Raw genomic sequence first — 22,376 nt, forward strand, 5'->3', positions numbered from 1 at the left:
TTAAAATTGTTAGACAAATCTAACAATTATTTTCGAATTACAAAACACCATGATAAATGTTGTTAGAATGAATTCACGAAAAATTATTAAATTTGAGAAACTAGATATAAAAGTAAAATGAGATATCATCAATCGGGAAACATCCCACAGAAAAGACATACGATTTTCAAATCACCGGAAGATAAATTTTACTATGAACAGCTTTTCGGAACGGAGGGCTTTCACGGAATTTCATCGCTGCTTTATCATATCCACCGACCTACACAAATCAAATCTATTGGAATTCCGAAAGATGTAACACCAAAGATTGCGGTAGAAAAGAATATTGCTCCGAGAATGTTTAAGGGAATGAATGTAACCCCCGAAGATGATTTCATGGACAGCAGAAAGATTCTTCTGATGAACAATGACCTGAAAATGGGATTGGCAAAACCCAGAAAGTCTATGGATTATTTCTACAAAAATGCTGAATGTGACGAACTTTTATACGTTCACAACGGAACCGGAGTTCTGAAAACTTTTGTGGGAGACCTGGAATTTGTAACAGGTGATTATCTGATTATTCCGAGAGGAACCATTTATCAGGTAGAACTGAAATCAGATGACACTGTATTTTTCGTACTGGAAAGCCACTCTCCTATCTATACTCCGAAACGTTACAGAAACGAATTCGGTCAGCTTCTTGAACATTCTCCGTTCTGCGAAAGAGATATGATCGCACCGGTTTTTAAAGAGCCTAAAGATGAAAAAGGAGAATTTTTAATTAAAGTAAAAAAAGAAAACCAAATCACTGATTTCATTTACGCAACGCATCCATTTGATGTTGTAGGATGGGACGGATATTTCTACCCTTATAAATTCAATATTAAAAACTTTGAACCTATCACCGGAAGAATTCACCAACCACCTCCGGTACACCAGAATTTTGAAGGTCACAATTTCGTTGTCTGCTCATTCTGTGCCCGAATGTATGACTATCATCCAATGGCTATTCCAGCACCTTATAACCATTCCAATATTGACTCCGATGAGGTCTTATTCTACACGGAAGGTGATTTTATGAGCCGTAACCACATCGATCTGATGGACTTCACCCTGCATCCGGGAGGAATTGTACACGGACCTCACCCGGGAGCTATGGAAAGAAGTATCGGTAAAAAATTCACTGAGGAATATGCCGTAATGGTAGACCCATTCCGTCCGTTAAAAATCACGGAAGAGGCATTGAAAGTAGAAGACCCTTCATATAAAACTTCGTGGCTTGAGGAATCAGACAAAACCATGGAAGACCGTTCTCAGGAATAAAAAAATCATTCATAAAAAAATTTCATTATGTACAATTATATTAGTGCAGAAGAAGCTATATACACTGTAAAAAGCGGAAACCGCGTATTTTTCCACGGAAGTGCATGTACTCCGAATTATCTTATCGACGAGCTGGCAAGACAGTCTCACCGTCTGGAAAATGTAGAAATGGTGTCCATTACACAGCAAGGAAATGTGGAAATTGCCAAACCCGAATACAAGAAAAGCTTCTTTGTCAATTCTCTATTCGTATCAACTCCTGTAAGGGATGCGGTGAATTCTGAGCGGGGAGATTTTGTTCCTGTTTTCTTAAGCGAGATTCCCATTTTATTCAGAAAAAATATACTGCCGCTTGATGTCGCTTTAATTACAGTTTCTCCACCTGACAAACATGGTTTCTGTACGCTGGGAACTTCTGTAGATATCGCAAGAGCAGCAGTAGATACTGCAAAACTTATCGTTGCTATCGTCAACCCTCTGATGCCGAGAACCCACGGCGACGGAATGATTCACATCAGCAGAATCCATAAACTGGTCTGGCATGAAGAGGAACTTCCTACAGTAGATTACGGTTCAAAAGTTGGTGAAGTAGAAATGCTTGTCGGTAAAAATGTAGCTGAACTGATTGATGACAGATCCACCCTCCAAATGGGTATCGGAACAATTCCTGATGCTGTTTTGAAATGCTTAACGAACCACAAGGACCTTGGTGTGCACACCGAAATGTTGAGTGATGGAGTGATTGATCTGATTCAAAGTGATGTTATTAACAATAAGTATAAAGGCTACAATGATAATAAAACGATCACAAGTTTCTGTTTTGGAACCAGAAAACTCTATGACTACGTAGATGATAATACGGTTTTTGATTTTAAAGATGTAAGCGATGTCAATTTTCCGATCAATATCATGAGGAATAAAAAGATGGTAGCCATCAATTCTGCCATTGAAATTGACCTTACCGGACAGGTATGCGCTGATTCTATCGGAACTCTTCAGTACAGTGGTATTGGAGGACAGATGGACTTTATGAGAGGGGCTGCTTTGAGTGAAGACGGAAAACCAATTATCGCCATTACTTCAAGAACCAAGAAAGGAATTTCAAGGATTGTTCCTTATCTTAAACAGGGAGCAGGTGTTGTCACAACCAGAGGACACATTCACTATGTAGTGACAGAATATGGTACGGCCTATCTGTATGGTAAAAATCTCCGACAGAGAGCTCAGGAGCTTATCAGTATCGCCCATCCGGATGACAGAGAGATGCTGGAAAGAGCTGCATATGAAAGATTTAAACACTAAATAAATTTACTTTCAGAAATTTTACCGGGGATATTTTTATATGTGAAACCACGATTGTATTAATAAAAACGGCATGAGTATTAAAAAAACTTTAACATTTTGGCAATGTTTTTGATCAACTCATTCAAAACCAAAGGAAATTGAAAACTATATACAATTCGATAAGGGAAGAAGTTGAAAAGCATTCGAAAGTAAAAAATTCTGTTTTAGGGAATGTGAGTGAATGGAAAAGAAGCCATTATATTATTCTTTCTGAAATTATAAAAGATGAATTATCTGACGCTGAAGAACTAAAGGGTGGAAAAAAATTTGAAATAGGAAATACGATATCGCACGTTACATTACAGCGCTTTTTTGAAAATGATTATCAGGACAAGACTCATAATGATCTCAGGTTTCTGAAAACACTGGATAAGATTTGCATTTTTTTGGGCTATAAGGATTTAAATAATTATATACAGTCTGTAAAGTTTAAAAATAAAGAGAAAGAAGTCGAAGATGATCTTCAGTTTCTTACAAAAATGGTGTACGATTATTGCGCTACTGCATTTGATTTTTACAAACATTTTCCAGAGCATAAAACGGAGGTTTTTAAGGAACTGGTATTTGACGGTTCTCCTTTTTTGGAAAGAACTTCACAGTTCAGCAGAGAATTATGTGAAAAGGATTTTCAGCTTGTGACTAAAAACAACCGTTCGAATTATGAGGTTTTTGATATTCATCTTGTCACTGATGAACCGGATAAGAAAATACTGGAAACTCAGGAATTCTGGAATCTTTTGTTCAAAGTGGGAGAAACCGGTGAAGAACATTTTGTAAATCAACTCAATACCCAAATCTATTTTATCCGGAAAATAGACAATACCTGGAAAATATGGGACAATTATAATCCTGACGCAGGAAGATTGAACAGGATTGTGGAAGCCGAAAAATAGAGAAAGCCGTAGAAGATTCTACGGCTTTCCTGTTTCGAAAATATTTTTTATTTCATTTGTTCTTTGTATTATCAAAGGTAGGCTTCTGATTTCGTTATAAAGAAACTTAAATACACTTAAATAAACACTTCTTTAATTTTATGTTAAGTATATTCAAGGAATCCTTTTGAATGCTTTCGCTATTTATAAGATTTTTGTATTTTGCATACCATTAAAATAAAAGTAAAAATAGAAATATGTCAACACTTACATTTGCCGAAAAAATTGCTCAAGCCGAGAATTTTTTACCGATCAACGGTACAGATTATATTGAGTTTTATGTAGGAAATGCTAAACAGGCTGCCCATTATTACAAGACCGCTTTCGGTTTTCAGTCTATAGCATATGCTGGTCCTGAAACAGGAGTAAGAGACCGTGCTTCTTATGTTCTTCAACAGGGGAAAATAAGATTGGTATTAACAACAGGGCTTAAATCTGATTCACCAATCAGTGAACACGTGAAAAAACACGGTGATGGAGTGAAAATTCTGGCACTTTGGGTAGACGATGCTTATGAAGCTTTTGAAGAAACTACAAAGAGAGGCGGAAAACCATATATGGAGCCTGTTACTTTGACAGATGAACACGGTGAGGTGAGAATGTCCGGAATTTATACATACGGAGAAACCATTCACATGTTTATCGAAAGAAAAAATTATAAAGGAGCTTTTATGCCAGGATTCGAAAAGTGGGAAAGCACTTACAACCCTGAAGAAGCAGGTTTATTATATGTAGACCACTGCGTAGGAAACGTAGACTGGAACAGAATGATCCCTACTGTTGAATGGTACGAAAAAGTAATGGGCTTTGTGAACATCCTTTCTTTTGACGACAAGCAGATCAATACAGAATATTCTGCACTGATGTCTAAAGTAATGTCTAATGGAAACGGATTCGCTAAATTCCCGATCAACGAACCTGCAGAAGGTAAAAAGAAATCTCAGGTAGAAGAATATCTTGATTTCTACGAAGGTGAAGGTGTACAGCACATCGCTGTAGCAACAAGAGATATCATCCATACCGTAACTGAATTGAAGAAGCGTGGTGTAGAATTCCTTTCAGCTCCACCGGAAGCTTATTATGACATGGTTCCTGAAAGAGTGGGACATATTGATGAAGATCTTAAAAAATTACAGGACTTAGGCATCCTTATTGATCATGATGAAGAAGGATATTTGCTGCAGATCTTTACAAAACCTGTAGAAGACCGTCCTACCCTATTCTTCGAGATCATTGAAAGACACGGTGCACAGAGTTTTGGTGCAGGAAACTTCAAAGCATTGTTCGAAGCATTGGAAAGAGAGCAAGACAGAAGAGGAAATCTTTAATTTTACAATACAATACTAAGTTTTGTCAGGATCAAAAGTCTTGACAAAACTTTTTTATAAAAACACAACGTATGAAAAAAATTTTTATTGGGATTTTATTTTTCGGAACATTAGGGCTAAGCGCTCAATATGGATCATTAAATGAGATTCTTAACCGACTGGAAGAAAGAAAAGGCATCAATCAGCATCTTGAAAACGTAAATATTGATAATAAAAAATTTGTTTTCATTAAAGATGCCGCAGATCACACGGAAAGAGATTTTATTATCATTAAGGGAAATGAAGCTACCTATGTAGAAGTTTTTGATGATAAAGCCACCGGCGAAAGCAGTTCAAACGTTTTTACAGGTGACATCGTCAGACGAAAAAATATTCTTTCCCTGCGGGCAGACAAGCTGGAAAATAAAAAAGTTCCGCTTCCTGTGACCAAAACTTTACTGTTGACCAAACAGAAAGATATATTATATCTTATTGATGTCAATACAAAAGACCGATGGATCGATGAAGCCTCTTATTCCACAAAGAAATAAATTCCCACCTAACCGCAAATTTGGGTACTATATCTTCACAGATTTATTATCTTACACTTTAATTTAATTCCAAAAATTATGAAATCATTTGTAGAGTATTCTTCGGATTCAGACTTTTCTATACATAATATTCCTTTCGGAGTAGCAGTTTTTAATAAGGAGTATATCGGATGCTGTACAAGGATCGGAGATCAGGTCGTTGATCTTGCCACTTTGTACGATCTGGCATATTTTGAAAACATTGAAGGATTAGATGACAACGTTTTTGAAGCGTATACCATCAACGAATTTATCGAACTGGGAAAACCGGTTACCAACGCTGTACGTACCAGAATTCAGGAACTTCTGCAGGAAGGTTCAATCTTATCAAAAGACGAGAAAACTATCGCAGATGCATTCTATGATCTGGATCAGGTAAGGATGATTATGCCGGTGCATATCGCGAATTACACGGATTTTTACAGCAGTATCGAACACGCAACCAACGTAGGGAAAATGTTCCGCGACCCGGAAAATGCATTACTTCCCAACTGGAAACATCTTCCGGTAGGTTACCATGGAAGAGCTTCCTCTATTGTTGTTTCAGGAACAGATATTCACAGACCAAAAGGTCAGACCAAACCTGCCGATGCAGAAAAACCTCTTTTCGGGCCAAGCAAACAGCTGGATTTTGAACTGGAAATGGCATTTGTCCTTAACAGAAACTCAGAAATGGGCGAAAGTATTTCTATACAAGACGCTGAAGAGGCTATCTTTGGAATGGTTGTATTCAATGATTGGTCAGCGAGAGATATTCAGTCTTGGGAATATGTTCCGCTGGGACCTTTCCTTGCCAAGAACTTCGGTTCATCTATTTCTCCATGGGTTGTTACCCTTGAAGCGCTGGAACCTTTCAGAACAGCTTCTCCAAAACAAGATCCTGAAGTTTTAGACTATTTAAAATTTGAAGGCGATAAAAATTACGATATCAACCTTGAAGTCTATTTACAACCTGAAAATGGGGAAGAAAATCTGATTTCACAAAGTAATTATAAATTCATGTACTGGAATATGACCCAGCAGCTTGCTCACCATACGGTAAACGGATGTAATGTGGAAGTTGGAGACTTATATGCCAGCGGAACCATTTCAGGAAGCGATCCAAAATCTTTCGGATCTATGCTGGAATTAACATGGAGAGGACAAAATCCTTTACAGTTAAAAGATGGGCAGGAAAGAAAATTCATTGAAGATAATGATACTGTTACCATGAAAGCATGGGCTGAAAAAGATGGGGTAAGAGTAGGTTTCGGTGAAGTTTCCGGTAAAATACTTCCAACGAAGTAATATCTTTTAACCACAAAAGTCACAAAAGATCGTATGATTACATAGTCATATTTAACTGATCTGACCTATAAGATAAAACGGCGCCTTCATACAAGTTCACAAAATTTTAGGCGCCGGTTTATTAGAGAGTATATATCATAAATGTTTTAGGAGAAGAATTCAGATTAAGAAATATTGGTTTTAAATCTGAACTTCAAGTACCTGTTATTTATAAAGGGAAAGAGATCAGTTGCAATTTTTTTGTGATTTTCTTGTTGAAGATTTAATTGTTGTTGAATTAAAATCGGTCTCCGAGTTTAATAATGTCAACCGATCCCAAATTTTAAATTATATTAATTTAATGAAAAACCCCAAAGGAATCTTAGTTAATTTTAATGTTAAAAACTTGTATCATGATGGCCAGGAAACTTTTGTAAACAAATATTACAATATGCTTTTTTGACCTTGTAAAACATCTCATTTTAGCTTTAAAAACTCTTGTGCCTTTTGTGGTTAACAATAAACAATGAAAACAGTAATCCCATCGGAATTATCCCCCGTACAGCTCCAGACCATCATGCAGACCGCCGTGTCTCCGCGTCCGATAGCCCTGGCATCTACAGTAGATAAAAATGGCACCATCAATTTATCGCCCTTCAGTTTCTTTAATATGTTCAGTACAGTACCTCCGATTTTGATTTTTTCGCCATCAAGGAGAGTACGTGACAATACCACTAAACATACTTTGGAAAATGTCCTGGAGGTTCCTGAAGTTGTAATCGGAACTGTGAATTTTCCTATTGTACAGCAAATATCTTTAGCTTCTACCGAATACGAAACAGGAACCAATGAGTTTGTAAAATCCGGTCTGACCATGAAAGATGCAGATCTGGTACAACCTAAGCTGATTGAAGAATGTCCGGTGAACTTTGAATGTAAAGTTTTAGAAGTAAAATCTCTGGGAGATCAGGGTGGAGCAGGAAATCTGGTGATTTGTGAGGTTCAGAAAATCCATATAAGGGAAGAATATATGAACGACGCAGGAAATCTGGATCAGCAAAAACTGGACATGGTCGCTCGTTTAGGTGGCAACTGGTATTCCAGAAGCAATGAAAACAGCATGTTTGAAGTTCCAAAACCTTTGGTTACAAAAGGTATTGGATTTGATCTTCTTCCTGATGCTATAAAATTAAGCAAAGTCTTTACCGGTAATGACTTGGGTATGCTAGCCAATGTAGAAGTTTTACCTTCTGAACACTGTCACGATGACGCCAATATTCATCTGGAAGCTCAGAAATTTTTACTGGAAAGTAAAATCGAAGAAGCCTGGAAGGTTTTGGTTAAATAATTTCAAGTTGAAGTTAAAATATAAAGGAGTGAAAAATTTCACTCCTTTTTTATTTTTAAAAACTTAAGGTCTAGTAACAGCATTTATAGCGTCCATTAGCATCTACAACTTCAGTACCTAAATTAGGCGGGGCACATGGAGGTACGACACATCCACCTCGCCCATCACTAAAATAATCACTGAAGCAACCACTCAGGTTACATTGTAAAACTTTGTCTCCTCCTGAAATTTGTTTTTGAGCTTCTCTGCTTAATTTTTGAGCATTCTTTAAAATTGACTTTTTCATAAAAATTTTCATTTAACGGTATTAGTATTTCACTAAAGTATGAAATTTAATAACATCAACAATAATTTTGACAATAAATCTTACATATTTTGTTTGATAAAATCAATGCATTTTTCAGTTACTATTTTCAGATTTTCCGGAAGTACTTTTTCTGTCCACGGTTCTTTTGCCCCAAACGTATGATCTGCATTCTCAACAAGGAAAAGCTCTGAATTAGGATTCAGGATATGAAGATGTTCCGCATTTTTAACGCTAACGCTTTCATCATCGGTTCCATGGATGATCAACACATATGCTTTTGCCATTTCTGTTGCTCTTTCCACATCAAAACGGTGAACATTATTTTCAAAATCTTCGTAAAACTGGTAATAGTGAGGCATTTCCTGTTTTGTCCTCCCGTTCAGCACATAATACACGCCATCTCTCTTCCAGTTTTCAAGCGCTTCAGCTTTTGGAAAACGTTCGAGAGTATCTACACTCGCAAGAGTAATAAGTCCGTTGATCCTTTCATCTTCAAATGTTTTGATGATGGAAATCCCACCTCCTCTGCTGTGCCCGATCAGAATAATCTTCTGATCATCAACATTGGGATATTTTACAAAATGATCAATCACAACGCCAAGATCAGAAAGTTCTTTGGAATAATTATTATTCCCGAAAGCTTCAAGATCAGCAAAATTATGGGGATCTTCAATCGTGGTTCCGTTATGGGAAGCATTGTATTTTACAAAGAATAGACCGGCTTCAGCAAATTTTTCTGCCATCAGGTTCCAGGCACCCCAGTCTTTGTAGCCTTTATATCCGTGAACAAAAATTACCAACGGAAGTTTTTGGTCTGTCTCAGGATACAATGCATCAGCCAAAAAATCTCTTGTTTCAGAATTCTGAAGCTTTATATTAATATCTTTTATCAATTTCATACAATTAAACGTTTTATTTACTGTTGATGTATTTCATCCGAATCTAAATTAATAAAAAAATCCTTAGCCCTTCTGGTTTAATCTTATTTTCGATCCTGTCCTTACAGATTACAGGTTATCAAAAAATAACCTTAATTTTGCGGTATGCTGGATTTAAGAACGGTAACCGTCATGCGTTACATCCTGCCCCTGAGGGAAGGCGGATCTCTTCCTGCTTTGGCAGAAGCTGATGATGATTTTAAATATGTCTTGAAATTTCGCGGCGCTGGCCACGGAGTAAAAATGCTGATCTCCGAACTTTTGGGAGGCAAGATCACAGAAGCTTTGGGACTGAAGATCCCTGAACTGGTATTTGTCAATCTTGATGTTGACTTTGGAAGAACAGAAGCTGATGAGGAAATCCAGGAATTGCTTAAGTTTTCGGAAGGACTGAATTTAGGACTTCACTATCTTTCAGGTTCTATTACCTATGACCCGGGGGTAAATGTTGATCCGCTTCTGGCTTCGAAGATTGTCTGGCTGGATGCATTCATCACCAATATCGACCGTACTTTCAGAAACACCAATCTTCTGATGTGGCATAAAGAGCTTTGGGTAATCGATAATGGTGCATCGTTTTATTTTCATCATTCGTGGCAGAATTTTGATGCAGCGGCCAAAACACCTTTCAAATATGTGAAAGATCACGTCCTGCTTCCGAAAGCAAATAAGCTGGACGAGGCTGATAAATTTGCCCACGAAGTTCTGAATGATACATTATTCAGGGATATCGTCAATTTAATTCCTGAAGACTGGCTCCAATGGAAAGATGCAGATGAAACACCGGAGGAGATCCGCGAGGTCTACTTCCAGTTTATGAAAACCAGGTTAGAAAATTCTCAAATCTTTGTAAACGAAGCGAAAAATGCAAGAGGATAAAATATACGAATACGCTGTCATACGCCTGGTGCCGAAAGTTGAAAGAGAAGAATTTTTCAACATCGGCCTCGTGATGTTTTCCAAAAAAGAGAAGTTTATCCGTGTGGACTTCTATCTGTGCCCGGATAAATTTAAACTGATGCACAGCAAAATTGATTTTGACGATATTATCCAGAATCTGGAAAGCTTCAAAAAAATTGCAAACGGGGACAAAGAAGGAGGTCCGATTGCCCTGATGGATATTCCTGAACGGTTCCGGTGGCTTACAGCGGTAAGAAGTTCTGTAGTTCAGACATCAAGACCTCATCCGGGAAAATCCAAAGACCTGGAAAAGACTTTTGGTAAACTTTTTGAAGAGTTAGTAAAATAACATTCCTCTACAAAAAGTATCCTATGAAATCATTAACGAACAACATATCAATCTACAGGTTTTTTATAAACCTGTTTTTTGTTTCCTCATTAGCTGTATTTAATTTAGGTTATTCACAAAACCAGCTCGAGCCTAAAACAGGAAAAAGCAGTCTTCTACCTGAAATATCTTCGGTATCAGAAAATATACCTTATAAAACCAACCAAAAAGGTAATCCCCTATTACTGGATATTTATACACCCAAAAATACTTCGGGTGAAAAAATGCCTGTTGTCATCTATGTACACGGAGGTGCCTGGGTAAAAGGTGATAAGACGGTAAGAGAGGGAAGCTACATTGAAACATTCATTGCAAAATTACTTGATAAGAAATATGCAGTCATCAGCATTGACAATACGCTTTTGAATGACAGTACACATTTTCCAACTCCTCTGGAGGACACGAAAGATGCAGTAAGATGGGTAAGGAAAAATGCAGCAACCTATCATTTCGATCCTGATAATATTGGCTTTTTTGGAGCTTCTTCAGGGGCTCATCTTTCTATGCTGGCCGCTTACACGCCAGACCATGAGTTTAAGGGAAGTCCCGAACTTTCCGCGTATTCCGCGAAAGTAAATTATGTGGTGGACCATTACGGACCTTCCGATCTCAATAAGTTGCTTCATACAAGGCTTGGAAAAGTACCCGTATTTTTCTTTGGGCTCGCAGCAAAAAAAATCGTGGACTTAAGAACCGACCTTGTAAGGGGCTTATCCGGATATGATATTAAAAAGGAAAAAAGAAAAACTGTAGAATATTTCAAGACCATCTCTCCTCTTACCTATGTTTCAGGGGGCGTTCCTACCTTAATAATGCAGGGAAATAAAGACAAGGTGGTTCCCATGCAACAGTCTAAAAAACTTCACAGAAAACTCAATAGAGAAAATGTTCAGAACAGCCTCATTATTGTGAAAGACGGCATCCATGGTTTTGGAACAACGGATAAAACCTATATGGATCAATTAACAAATCAAATGGTGGATTTTATTGTTTCGCAAAGAAAATAAATGGGATATATACACGAAAACATATTTCCACTCAAATAATTAATAATCAATACCATAAATTACAAAACACTGATTTTAAATATTAATTTGCTAGATTAATATACATATCATCATTTTTTATGTCTAAAATAATTAACTTGGCTTTTGTTTAAATTATTCTTAACAAAACATCCAATATTTTTAATTATTCATTCTAAAAAAACAGATGGTATGGATTTTCTGAATAACACCAATGCGCTTACCCTGATATTTGTATCAGTCCTTATTTTTGCAATTGCCTATCGATTTTATGGTATATTCATTGCCAATAAAGTACTTCGGCTCAATGATAAAAATACGACCCCTGCAGTAGAATTTGCAGACGGTAAAGATTATGTGGCGACCAATAAAAATGTTCTTTTCGGACATCATTTTGCAGCGATTGCTGCTGCCGGACCTTTAGTGGGACCTGTACTGGCTGCTCAATTTGGGTATCTTCCCGGTGCATTATGGATCCTGATAGGATGTGTTCTGGGTGGCGGTGTTCATGATATGGTTGTGTTATTTGCTTCTGTAAGACATAAAGGGCAGAGTCTAGCTACAATAGCCTCCAAAGAAATAGGGAAAGCAACGGGAACTGTCGCAGGCTTTGCCATCTTATTTATTCTGATTCTTACGCTGGCTGGGTTGTCACTTGCCTGTATCAACGCGATGCATGAAGCTTCATGGTCTCTTTTTACCGTTGTGATTACGATGCCGATTGCAGTGATCATGGGTCTGATCATGAGATACAGAAAGAACAGTGTGCTTTTCGCCAGTATCTTAGGCGGTATTCTTTTAGTGGCAGGAATCATTGGCGGTCACAGCCTGATGCAGAATGAGACTATGAATAACTTATTTTCGTGGGACATAACGACTATTTCAATTGCGATTCCTCTTTATGGTTTTCTGGCTTCTGTGCTGCCAGTCTGGCTTCTTCTGGTACCAAGAGATTATCTTTCTACTTATTTAAAAATAGGAACCATCATTATGCTGGCTGTGGGGGTTATCGTTATTCATCCCACCATACAGATGCCGGCCCTTACAGAGTTTGTCAACGGAGGAGGCCCTGTTATAGGCGGTCCTGTACTTCCTTTTATTTTTATTGTGATTGCATGTGGAGCTATTTCAGGATTTCATGCGGTCATCGCAACAGGGACAACACCTAAAATGCTTAACAAGGAAAAAGAAATTCTTTTTGTGGGTTACGGAGCAATGCTGGTAGAAGGTTTTGTCGCTTTAATGGCTTTGATCGCAGCCTGTACATTGATGCCTGGTGACTATTTTGCCATCAATACTCCAAAGGAATCTTACGATGCCTTTCTGGCAGCACATCCCGCTCTGCATGGTGTAGATATTGATTATTATTCTCAAAAAATAGGCATTGAACTTCACGGAAGAACCGGTGGAGCGGTTTCCTTAGCCGTGGGAATGGCTCATATTTTCAATAAAATCCCGTATATGGATCAGCTTACTGCTTACTGGTATAATTTTGCGATCATGTTTGAAGCGGTATTCATCCTTACTGCGATTGATGCAGGAACGAGAGTGGGCCGTTTCTTTTTACAGGAAATGCTGGGATCCGTTATTCCTAAATTCAATGATAAAAACTGGATTCCGGGGATCATTATCAGCAGTCTGTTATTTACTTTCGCATGGGGTTATCTTGTATTTACAGGGAATGTCAGCAGCATCTGGCCACTCTTTGGAATCAGCAACCAGCTGTTGGCTGCCTGCGGACTTATTGTCTGTACAACAATGCTGATCCGGATGAACAGAGGGAAATATGCGTTATGCTCCGCGATTCCCGGGGTTTTCATGGCTGGAATCACGTTCTGGGCAGGCTATATACAGGTCACAGCGATCTATCTTCCCAAAGAACAGTATCTGCTGGCAGCTTTAGCCGTAACCGCCATGGTTCTTATGCTGATTGTATTCATCGGCGCTTTTATCAAGTGGTACCAGCTGGTGAAGATCAAAACCACTGTGACGGACTATTACGGAGAACCTGTAAAAGAGCTGGTAGAAAGATAGTAAGTCATAAATCCCTTCTGAGTTTTTGCCCGCTCTGATAATTTTTATACATTTGTTTTGCTTTAGGGGTATTCTGAAAAAGAATTGAGAGAGTCCCTTTGAACCTGATACGGCTTACACCGACGTAGGGAAAAGCAAAATTACATTGTTGTAAAATGTACTTTTTGTTTTGGATTTTTCCTGAAGCTATTTTTATTTTAAATGATAACAATGGAAAAAATTCTTTGGGAACTGGTACAGCTTGTCAGACAACAATCTCCGCTCGTTCATAATATCACCAATTACGGGGTGATGAACAATACAGCCAATGCCCTTTTGGCTGCAGGAGCCTCTCCTATCATGGCACACGCAAAATCTGAAATTAAGGAAATGATTGCCATTTCCCATTCGGTGGTCATTAATATAGGCACCCTGGATGAATATTGGTCGGAATCCATGATTATGGCTGCTGATACTGCTCATTCAACAGGCAAACCCTGGGTTTTAGATCCGGTAGGTGCAGGGGCTACTTCCTTTCGGGATGAAGTTCTCAATAGACTTCTCCCCTATCAACCAACGGTCATCAGGGGAAATGCTTCTGAAATCATTGCTCTTGCTAAAGCTAATATTACAGTTACCAAGGGAGTAGACAGTACTGCAAAGAGCAACGAAGCTATTGATGCAGCCCGAAGTCTTGCAGGCCAATATGAAGCAATAGTCTGCATTTCCGGTGAAACGGATATTATTCTGGATCATCAGCAGGAGATTTTCATTAAAAACGGACATCCACTCATGACGAAAGTAACAGGTCTTGGATGTTCCGCCACAGCATTAATTGGCGCATTCATAGGAATTGCAGAGAATAAAGTTCTTGCTGTAGCTGCTGCAATGGCAGTCATTGGTATTGCCGGGGAACTGGCTGCTGAAGAAAGCAATGGTCCCGGAAGTCTTCAGGTCAACCTCACCGATAAACTATATTCGATAACTGAACAGGAATTTTCCAGCCGTTTAAAGATAGAACGGTTATGAGTGTAAATCCTTTTCCTTATCAGCTTTATCTTGTTATTTCTGAAGCAGACTGCAAGGGAAGAAATTTTCTGCAGGTTGCTGAACAAGCCATCCTTGGCGGAGTTGATGTGATTCAGCTGAGAGAAAAAAACAGCAGTACAGAGTCGTTTCTCACAAAAGCCCAACAGCTTATTGAATTAACAGATAAATATTCTGTTCCCCTCATCATTAACGATAATGTTCAGGTTGCAGAAAAGGTCAATGCGGCAGGCATTCATGTGGGAAACAGCGATGTTTCGCCTGTTTATTTAAGACAACAGCCTCTTTTCCATAAAAAGATCATTGGTTACTCCATTGAATATCTTTCTCAACTTGACAATGAACAAACTGCAGTCTCTGACTATCTGGGAATAAGTCCCGTTTTCAGAACAGATACTAAAATGGATACCATCACGGAATGGGGACTGGAAGGAATCACAACGATCAGACAACTTACAGAAAAACCTTTAGTCGCCATTGGTCATATTCATCTGGGAAATGCAAGAGAAGTGATGAATGCGGGTGCAGACTGCCTTGCTGTAGTTTCCGCTATTTGTAGTGCACATGATCCACAAAAAGCAGCCTATCAATTAAAAAATGAAATTTTAAAATGAAAAAATACACCTATCCATCGGTATTAACGATCGCCGGATTTGATGGAAGCGGCGGTGCAGGTATTCAGGCTGATATTAAAACAGCTTCAGCTTTGGGATGTTTTTCGACATCCGTATTAACCGCTTTACCTGTCCAAAACACACAAGGTGTCAGAAAAATATATCCTGTTCCGGTAGAAGCTGTCGCAGATCAGATCGAAGCCATTCTGGATGATATTTTTCCGGATGCCATTAAAATAGGTATGGTTCATACCCCGCAACTGGTGGAAACCATTGTTTCAACTTTAGGTAAATACAAAAAAATACCGCTGGTATTCGATCCTGTTATGGTCGCGACAAGCGGTCACCGCCTGATTGAAGAAGACACGATAGCTGCCATCACAGAAAAACTTTTCCCGATTGCCGACGTTATTACGCCTAATATGGACGAAGCGGCCATTTTAGCAAAGATGAAAGTAGAAACTCTTGAAGATCTCTATGCCGCAGGAAAGGAAATAAAAAAATTGGGCTGTAAAAGCATCCTTCTTAAGGGGGGACATCAGGAAACCTCAACGATCACTTCTTTATTCTATGATGACCATGATATTTTCCATTCTTTTGAAACAGTAAAATTCAACACTAACAATACCCACGGCTCCGGCTGCACGCTTTCTTCCGCCATTGCCTCCTATCTGGCTCAGGGGAAAACTTTATATGATTCTGTTTCTCTTGGACAAGACTACGTATATCAAGCCATAGACAACGGGAAAGACGTTCAAACAGGACTTGGCAACGGTCCGCTTAATCACTTTTTTAATCCTCAAAAACTCATTAAAAATGAAATGGTCTGAACAAACCTGGCAAATTATAGAACATCACTACCAGTCTATTCTGGAAATGCCTTTTATCAAAGAATTATCAGACGGCACTTTACCTCAGGAAAAGTTCCGGTTTTATATGGCTCAGGATTCACTGTATCTTGAACATTTCGGCAGAACACTCTCTCTGATTGCTGCAAAAATCCCGGATCTTCAGGATGTACTTTCCTTCATGCGTTTTGCCGAAAATGCCATTGTTGTAGAGAATGCACTGCATGAATCTTATTTTATAGATTTTGGCGTTACGGAAAAAGGAATATTAGAGCCTGCCTGTCATCATTACATTCATTTTCTGAGAAGCACTGCTGCTTTAGAGTCTGTAGAAATTGCCGTAGCGGCAGTCCTTCCCTGCTTTTGGATTTACAGAGAAGTCGGAGATTATATTTACAACAATCAAAATGCGATCAACAATCCTTATCAGAAGTGGATCGATACGTATGGCGGTGATGAATTCTCTGTTGCTGTAGATCAGGCTATCGCTATTTGTAACAGGCTGGCTGAAAACAGTACGGAAGAGGTTAGAAAAAAAATGTCCGAAGCTTTTCTGATGGCTTCAAGAATGGAATTTCATTTCTGGGAAGCTGCTTATGAATTGAAAACATGGAAATAACTGAAACATAACCATTATGTTACAACCAAATAAAAGCGGATTCAACTATTTTGAATCCGCTTTTTGATATCACTTAAAAATTGAAATTGAGTCTTGAAAATACATACCTTCCATTTTGTCCGAACTGAGACGTAGAACGTGAATAAACGAACTGGTTATTGTTGGTAGAGGCCGGAAGATTTTTATCCGGATAAATATCGAAGAGATTATTGACTCCCACAGTCAGTCCTACATTTTTTGTAAACTGGTAAGCCAGTGAAAGATCGGTAATGATCTTATCTCCGATCTGCTGATGCTCATTAAATCCAGTAATCCCATCACCGTTGGCATCAATAAGATCTGCACCTGTTACTTTTCCAAAATAAGTGTTTCTAAGATAGACACTGGCATTTTTCCATGAAAGCGTATTCGATAAACTGGCTTTTACCCTTGGAACAGCTTCTTCAAGATAGACTCTTGATTTTTCTGAAAAATAGATCTTCTCAAGATTGGGTGACTGCAACAGTCCTGAAGAATGGATATCGCCTACTTTTCGGGTCTGGCTGAAATTCGCAGCTAAACTGTTATCAAGCTTAAAACCTGAAAATCTCACATTGTGTGCAATAACCACATCGATCCCCTTCGTTTCTGTATCAATGGCATTCGCAAAGAACTGTGCACCGTTGATTCCCTGTGCATCAAACTTTTTCTGTGCTTCTAAAGGAACATCAGCCCGTAAAAACTGATCGGTAAGCAGGATCCTGTTGTTAATTCTTGTAAAATATCCGTCTGCCGTAAAGGTCAGGCTTGCAGAGGGAATTCTATAAGTAAATCCTATACTGGCAGATTTAGAAGTTTCCTGCTTCAGTTTCGGCATTCCCAGATCTCCTGCAATCTCGGAGTCATTACTGAAGGTTCCCACTTCCAGAAGCTGGTTGTTCGTAAATAAAGTAGACGTCACATTATAATAGATCTGATGGATAGAAGGTGCTCTGAATCCTGTAGAACCTGCCAGCCTCACATTAAAATCAGGAGCCACTTTGATTCTGGAAGCCAGTTTATAATTGAAGGTAGATCCAAAATCTGAATAATTTTCATATCTAGCCGCTGCATCCACTAATAACCAGTTGGTAAAATTAAATTCAACATCTGCATAAGCGGCTACCGCCTGTCTGTTTCTATCTACGGCATTAGCAGGTTTAAATCCTCCAAAAACCTGTGAACCTCCCGGAAGTACATTTCCAAAGAAATCGGTTGCTCTGGGTGATGTATTATTCCACACATTTCCTGCCGCATCATAAGTAGTGTATGAAGCTTCATCCCCCTGTGTTATTTTAAAATTCTCGTAACGGTGTTCTGCTCCGAACGCTACATTAATACCATTCCAGACGTCATACTTTTTCGAGAAATCCAAATTGATGGTATTTTGAGAAAATTTTAAACCTCCTGCATCGAACTCGTTCGGAGAGGCAAAACGCAATGAAGTATTTCCGGTATCCTGAATATTGTAAGTGAATGAATTCTGTCCGAATGTATTACTGAAATCAATATTCCAACCCTCCCACTTTCCTTTAATTCCTGCCGAAAGCGACAGATCCTGAATATCAGTTCCTATTTGTGGTAAGTAACCGTCTAAATATAATCCCGTAAACGTTCTGCTCTGATTCGGTTTTCTGTAAAATCCTCCTGAGGTCCCATGTCTGAAGCTATAGCCACCGAAAGTATATACTTTCCAGTTGTCATTGATAGGAACTTCAATATTGGCGAAAAGCTGGTGATTGTTCAGTTTAGACTGCCCCACCTGCATATTGAAATCTTTTCTGTTCTGCCCTCTGTAAGCCAGTTCCTGATCTGAAAAATCTTTATTTAAAAGCCCCTGCAAAACGCTGATGGAGTTAGCTCCCTGTATTTGATTCTGAAGTTCCGGAGAGAAATAGCTTACCCCCTGAGCATATTGGTGGATATAATTAATAAGCTGTTGGGGATTGGGTACGCTTCCAATATTCGAGAAAAGCGAAGAGAGATTTACGCCATCATTCTGTGCACGTCTTTCAATAGCATTATATGCATTATAAATGGCCCCACTTTCTGATCCTGCTCTGAAGGTTGGATTTCTGAACTGTGAAGACCACGTAATATTATAGAATCCGCCTTTATTTCCTATTTTATTTCCGTAATTAAGGTCAACCTGAATATTCTGTCCGTCAAAGTTTCCGGTATGATCATTGGCCGTTGGAGTCAGGTTTCCACCATAGGTTAGCTGGCCTGTCAGTTTTCCGATATCTTTTTTCAGTTCGAGGTTAATTACCCCTGCGATTGCGTCTGATCCGTATTGAGCTGAGGCACCATCACGCAATACTTCAATTCTGTTTAAAGCAAATGAGGGGATCGAGTTCAGATCGGTTCCTACCGTTCCTCTTCCCGGAGTTCCGTTGACATTGACCAACGCTGAGGTATGTCTTCTTTTTCCATTAACCAATACCAATACCTGGTCCGGTCCCAGTCCTCTTAACTGAGCGGGGTCTAAATGATCCGTTCCATCTGAGTTGGTCTGAATGGTAGAAGTGAAAGAGGGTGCCAGCGCATTAAGGATCTGCCCTATACTGGATTGCGGAAGAATGGCTGACGATTCTTTTATATTGAAGACATCCACAGGAACAGGGCTGTCGATTTTTGATCTGGCACCTGCTCTTGAGCCCAATACCACAACTTCTTCTACAGTATTGGTTTTCACACTGTCCTTTACTTTTTCCTGAGCGAAAGCATACGTTCCCAGGAAAAACAGAACAGAAGCGGATAAAATAGTTTTTTTATTTTTCATACCGTTACGTTGATTTATAGTTTATGTTTTTTTGAGTGGCAAATCTATAACAAATTCATTAGTCTACAAAATCAATAGACTTTAATTTTATCAAAATACGTGATCGTTCCCCTCTATAAAGTTAAGATTCTTTTTTCAATGTATTTATATCAGACGGATAGACAAAGGGGGATTATTGAAATCTTTTTAAACAGAACAGGTCTCTCTTTTATTTTAAAGATGCAAATGGACGATTGGCTTTGCCTTCTTTTGTTATCAGATAATTACTCATAAAAAAACGGATCCCCCAATGGAATCCGTTATAAGAATATTACGATCAGTTTCTAAGGCTGAATAATTACTGCTATATCTTCGTAAGCTTGGCATACTTCAGGATGAGGTTCTTTTCTCCTTCATGAATAAAGACTACTTTTGCTTTGATGTTCTGAGGATCTGTACCATCCAGGAAAGAAACTTCTCCAATTCCGAAACGGTCGTGTCTTACCTTATCTCCTACCTCAATATCCTGGGAAGAAGCTCCGCTCGGATTGATGATTTTCGCTGTACTTACAGGTTTTAGTTTTCGGACTTCAGGTGCAGGTTTTGAACTGTCTCCTCTCTCAATTGTTTTCTTTTCAACTCTCCTGAAGGCTTGCTGCTCGGAAGGATGTTCATCAAAAATATTAGATTTGATCCCCGTATTATTGATAAATCTCTTTTCCAAAGCAGGATTTAGGAATTCAATATACTGTTCATCAATTTCACTTAAGAATCTTGATGGTTCTGCATCCGTGATTTTCCCCCATTGGAAGCGGGAAACAGCATAAGAGAAAAAGACCTGTTTTTCAGCTCTTGTCAATGCTACATAAAACAAACGTCGTTCTTCTTCCAGATCTTCTCTTGTCGCGGAACTCATAAAGCTCGGAAAAAGGTTTTCTTCAAGACCCACAAGATGTACCACCGGAAATTCAAGACCTTTTGAAAGGTGAATCGTCATTAAAGAAACCATATCTTCTTCTAAATTCTTATCCTGAGTATCTGCAGAAAGCGCAATATTCTCAAGGAAATTCGGAAGACTTGGATCTCCGTCTTCAAGCTGAATCTGTTCCTCAATGAATCCCTGCATAGAGTTCATCAATTCCTGAACGTTTTCCACACGTGAAATTCCTTCCGGAGTCTGATCATCTTTTAAGAACTTGATCAAACCGCTTCGTTTGGCCACTTCCATTGCAACACTGTAAGCCGTATCGGTTTTCAGCAATACCTGGAAGGCTTTGATCATGGACCAGAAATCATTCAGTTTGGTTAGAACACCATTATTCAGACCCAGTTGAGGAGCATACATCGGCAGATTATCCAGTACCTGTGAGATGGTTACATTATGGGCATCTGCAAAAACGATCAGTTTATTCTGTGTGGTTTCTCCAATTCCTCTTGTAGGATAATTGATGATTCTCATGAGGGCTTCAGAATCATTTTCATTAATCAGAAGACGCAGATAAGCAATCAGGTCTTTTACTTCTTTTCTCTGATAGAAAGAAAGTCCTCCGTAAACTTTATAGGGAATATTTTTACGTCTCAGTGCATCTTCAAACGCTCTGGTCTGTGAGTTGGTTCTGTATAAAATGGCAAAATCGCTGTACTTTCTCTGATCGGTATTTCTGAGCTCCCAGATATTTCCGGCTACGAAATTGGCTTCATCGGCATCGGAAAGTGAACGGTATATTTTGATTTTATCTCCTTCTTCGTTGTCACTGAAAACATTTTTCTTGAACTGCTGAAGGTTTTTTGAAATAACAACATTGGCTGCATTCACAATATTCTGAGTTGAACGATAGTTCTGTTCAAGAGAAACTGTGATTGCGTCAGGATAATCTTTTTTAAAGTTTAAGATGTTATAAATATTGGCACCACGGAAGGAATAGATGGACTGTGCATCATCTCCTACCACGCAGATATTCTCAAATTTTGAGGCCAGTGCCTTTACGATAAGATACTGGGAATGGTTGGTATCCTGGTACTCATCGACCATGATATATCTGAATCTGTCCTGATATTTGGCTAAAACCTCAGGAAAACGCGTCAGTAATTCATTGGTTTTTAACAATAAATCATCAAAATCCATGGCTCCGTTTTTGAAACATGCTTCCACATACTTCTGGTAGATCTGTCCGATGAATTTCATATTTGCTTTTTCATCCGCTTCCATCAGTTCCGGATTGTTGAAATAAGCTTTTACCGTGATCAGGTTATTTTTATAGGTTGAAATTCTTGCCTGAACTTTTTTAGGTTTATAAAGATCGGCATCAATATTCATGTCTTTGATTACTTTTCTGATCACGTTCAGGGCATCCTGCATGTCATAGATTGTAAAATTGGATGGATATCCAAGATAATGGCCTTCAATTCTCAGAATCCTTGCAAATACCGAGTGAAAAGTTCCCATCCATAAGCTTCTTGCATTGCTGTCCCCTACCACTTTTGCGATACGGTCTTTCATTTCGCGGGCGGCTTTATTGGTAAACGTCAGGGCCAGGATATTGAAAGGGTCCACTCCGTTGTGGATCAGGTGGGCAATACGCATGGTCAACACACGCGTTTTTCCGGAACCGGCTCCAGCAAGTACCATCAAAGGTCCCTGTAGAGAGGTAACGGCTTCATATTGTGATTCATTGAGTCCTTTCAGATAATCCATACTGCAAAAAATTTTGGGAACACAAAATTAATGTATTCAAAGGACAATTCAAATTATGAGTTTAATTTATAGAAAGTAAAAAAATTAAGAGGGGTATTCTGCCGGATCAGA

19 protein-coding genes, 1 pseudogene and 1 riboswitch are annotated in these 22,376 nt (G+C 38.8%); of the genes and pseudogenes, 16 read left to right on the forward strand and 4 right to left on the reverse strand.

What is annotated here, in order from left to right:
- Window positions 1-117 precede the first annotated feature (117 nt).
- The 8 genes and pseudogenes from IW16_RS07715 (at window position 118) to IW16_RS07750 (ending at window position 8,092) form a co-directional block, all read left to right on the forward strand.
- Window positions 118-1,305 carry a homogentisate 1,2-dioxygenase gene (locus IW16_RS07715; RefSeq protein WP_034741791.1) on the forward strand — a complete coding sequence of 396 codons (1,188 nt, stop codon included), beginning with the start codon at window positions 118-120 and terminating at the stop codon, window positions 1,303-1,305.
- Between the two features lie 27 nt (window positions 1,306-1,332).
- Window positions 1,333-2,607 carry an acetyl-CoA hydrolase/transferase family protein gene (locus IW16_RS07720; protein ID WP_034741793.1) on the forward strand — a complete coding sequence of 425 codons (1,275 nt, stop codon included), beginning with the start codon at window positions 1,333-1,335 and terminating at the stop codon, window positions 2,605-2,607.
- A gap of 140 nt (window positions 2,608-2,747) precedes the next feature.
- Complete coding sequence (locus tag IW16_RS07725) at window positions 2,748-3,542, forward strand: hypothetical protein (protein ID WP_034741795.1); 795 nt, start codon at window positions 2,748-2,750, stop codon at window positions 3,540-3,542.
- Window positions 3,543-3,778: 236 nt separating this feature from the next.
- A complete protein-coding gene (hppD, locus tag IW16_RS07730) occupies window positions 3,779-4,909 on the forward strand; it encodes a 4-hydroxyphenylpyruvate dioxygenase (RefSeq protein ID WP_034741798.1) in 1,131 nt (376 codons plus the stop codon).
- 71 nt (window positions 4,910-4,980) lie between these two features.
- Window positions 4,981-5,439, forward strand: a complete 459-nt coding sequence (locus IW16_RS07735; protein ID WP_034741801.1) for a hypothetical protein — start codon at window positions 4,981-4,983, stop codon at window positions 5,437-5,439.
- A gap of 78 nt (window positions 5,440-5,517) precedes the next feature.
- Window positions 5,518-6,765, forward strand: coding sequence for a fumarylacetoacetase (gene fahA / locus IW16_RS07740; protein ID WP_034741804.1), 1,248 nt, complete (start codon window positions 5,518-5,520; stop codon window positions 6,763-6,765).
- A 130-nt stretch (window positions 6,766-6,895) separates the two neighbouring features.
- Window positions 6,896-7,207, forward strand: a pseudogene (locus IW16_RS26890) (GxxExxY protein).
- A 63-nt stretch (window positions 7,208-7,270) separates the two neighbouring features.
- Window positions 7,271-8,092 (forward strand): flavin reductase family protein, encoded by an 822-nt coding sequence (locus tag IW16_RS07750; RefSeq protein WP_034741807.1) that lies wholly within the window; start codon window positions 7,271-7,273, stop codon window positions 8,090-8,092.
- Window positions 8,093-8,162: 70 nt separating this feature from the next.
- Here IW16_RS07750 and IW16_RS07755 read toward each other — a convergent pair whose 3' ends face one another.
- Complete coding sequence (locus tag IW16_RS07755) at window positions 8,163-8,378, reverse strand: hypothetical protein (protein ID WP_131327859.1); 216 nt, start codon at window positions 8,376-8,378, stop codon at window positions 8,163-8,165.
- 80 nt (window positions 8,379-8,458) lie between these two features.
- The gene (locus IW16_RS07760) at window positions 8,459-9,298 is read right to left on the reverse strand and encodes an alpha/beta hydrolase family protein (RefSeq protein WP_034741812.1); all 840 of its coding nucleotides are present in this window, start codon (window positions 9,296-9,298) and stop codon (window positions 8,459-8,461) included.
- 144 nt (window positions 9,299-9,442) lie between these two features.
- Between IW16_RS07760 and IW16_RS07765 the strand changes: the two genes are divergently transcribed.
- From IW16_RS07765 to tenA, 8 genes are all read left to right on the forward strand, one after another.
- Window positions 9,443-10,216, forward strand: a complete 774-nt coding sequence (locus tag IW16_RS07765) for a HipA family kinase (protein WP_034741815.1) — start codon at window positions 9,443-9,445, stop codon at window positions 10,214-10,216.
- Window positions 10,203-10,586 (forward strand): DUF3037 domain-containing protein, encoded by a 384-nt coding sequence (locus tag IW16_RS07770; protein WP_034741818.1) that lies wholly within the window; start codon window positions 10,203-10,205, stop codon window positions 10,584-10,586. Before IW16_RS07765 ends, IW16_RS07770 begins: the two co-directional genes overlap by 14 nt.
- Before the next feature lie 23 nt (window positions 10,587-10,609).
- Window positions 10,610-11,632 carry an alpha/beta hydrolase gene (locus tag IW16_RS07775; RefSeq protein ID WP_034741821.1) on the forward strand — a complete coding sequence of 341 codons (1,023 nt, stop codon included), beginning with the start codon at window positions 10,610-10,612 and terminating at the stop codon, window positions 11,630-11,632.
- Window positions 11,633-11,842: 210 nt separating this feature from the next.
- On the forward strand, window positions 11,843-13,684 hold the full coding sequence (locus IW16_RS07780) for a carbon starvation CstA family protein (protein ID WP_034741823.1): 1,842 nt from the start codon (window positions 11,843-11,845) through the stop codon (window positions 13,682-13,684).
- Window positions 13,685-13,738: 54 nt separating this feature from the next.
- A riboswitch (TPP riboswitch) is annotated at window positions 13,739-13,832 on the forward strand.
- A 62-nt stretch (window positions 13,833-13,894) separates the two neighbouring features.
- A complete protein-coding gene (gene thiM / locus IW16_RS07785; RefSeq protein WP_185116419.1) occupies window positions 13,895-14,692 on the forward strand; it encodes a hydroxyethylthiazole kinase in 798 nt (265 codons plus the stop codon).
- On the forward strand, window positions 14,689-15,324 hold the full coding sequence (gene thiE, locus IW16_RS07790) for a thiamine phosphate synthase (RefSeq protein WP_034741824.1): 636 nt from the start codon (window positions 14,689-14,691) through the stop codon (window positions 15,322-15,324). Before thiM ends, thiE begins: the two co-directional genes overlap by 4 nt.
- On the forward strand, window positions 15,321-16,154 hold the full coding sequence (thiD, locus tag IW16_RS07795) for a bifunctional hydroxymethylpyrimidine kinase/phosphomethylpyrimidine kinase (RefSeq protein ID WP_034741826.1): 834 nt from the start codon (window positions 15,321-15,323) through the stop codon (window positions 16,152-16,154). Before thiE ends, thiD begins: the two co-directional genes overlap by 4 nt.
- Window positions 16,141-16,791: a thiaminase II gene (gene tenA / locus IW16_RS07800; RefSeq protein WP_034741828.1), complete on the forward strand. Its 651-nt coding sequence runs from the start codon at window positions 16,141-16,143 to the stop codon at window positions 16,789-16,791. Before thiD ends, tenA begins: the two co-directional genes overlap by 14 nt.
- Window positions 16,792-16,864: 73 nt before the next feature.
- On the opposite strand, the gene IW16_RS07805 is transcribed toward tenA, so the two are convergent.
- On the reverse strand, window positions 16,865-19,591 hold the full coding sequence (locus IW16_RS07805; RefSeq protein ID WP_034741830.1) for a TonB-dependent receptor plug domain-containing protein: 2,727 nt from the start codon (window positions 19,589-19,591) through the stop codon (window positions 16,865-16,867).
- A 343-nt stretch (window positions 19,592-19,934) separates the two neighbouring features.
- Window positions 19,935-22,265, reverse strand: coding sequence for an ATP-dependent helicase (locus tag IW16_RS07810; RefSeq protein WP_034741832.1), 2,331 nt, complete (start codon window positions 22,263-22,265; stop codon window positions 19,935-19,937).
- Between the last annotated feature and the right edge of the window lie 111 nt (window positions 22,266-22,376).

It is taken from the genome of Chryseobacterium vrystaatense, from assembly GCF_000737765.1.
GTDB lineage: Bacteria > Bacteroidota > Bacteroidia > Flavobacteriales > Weeksellaceae > Chryseobacterium > Chryseobacterium vrystaatense.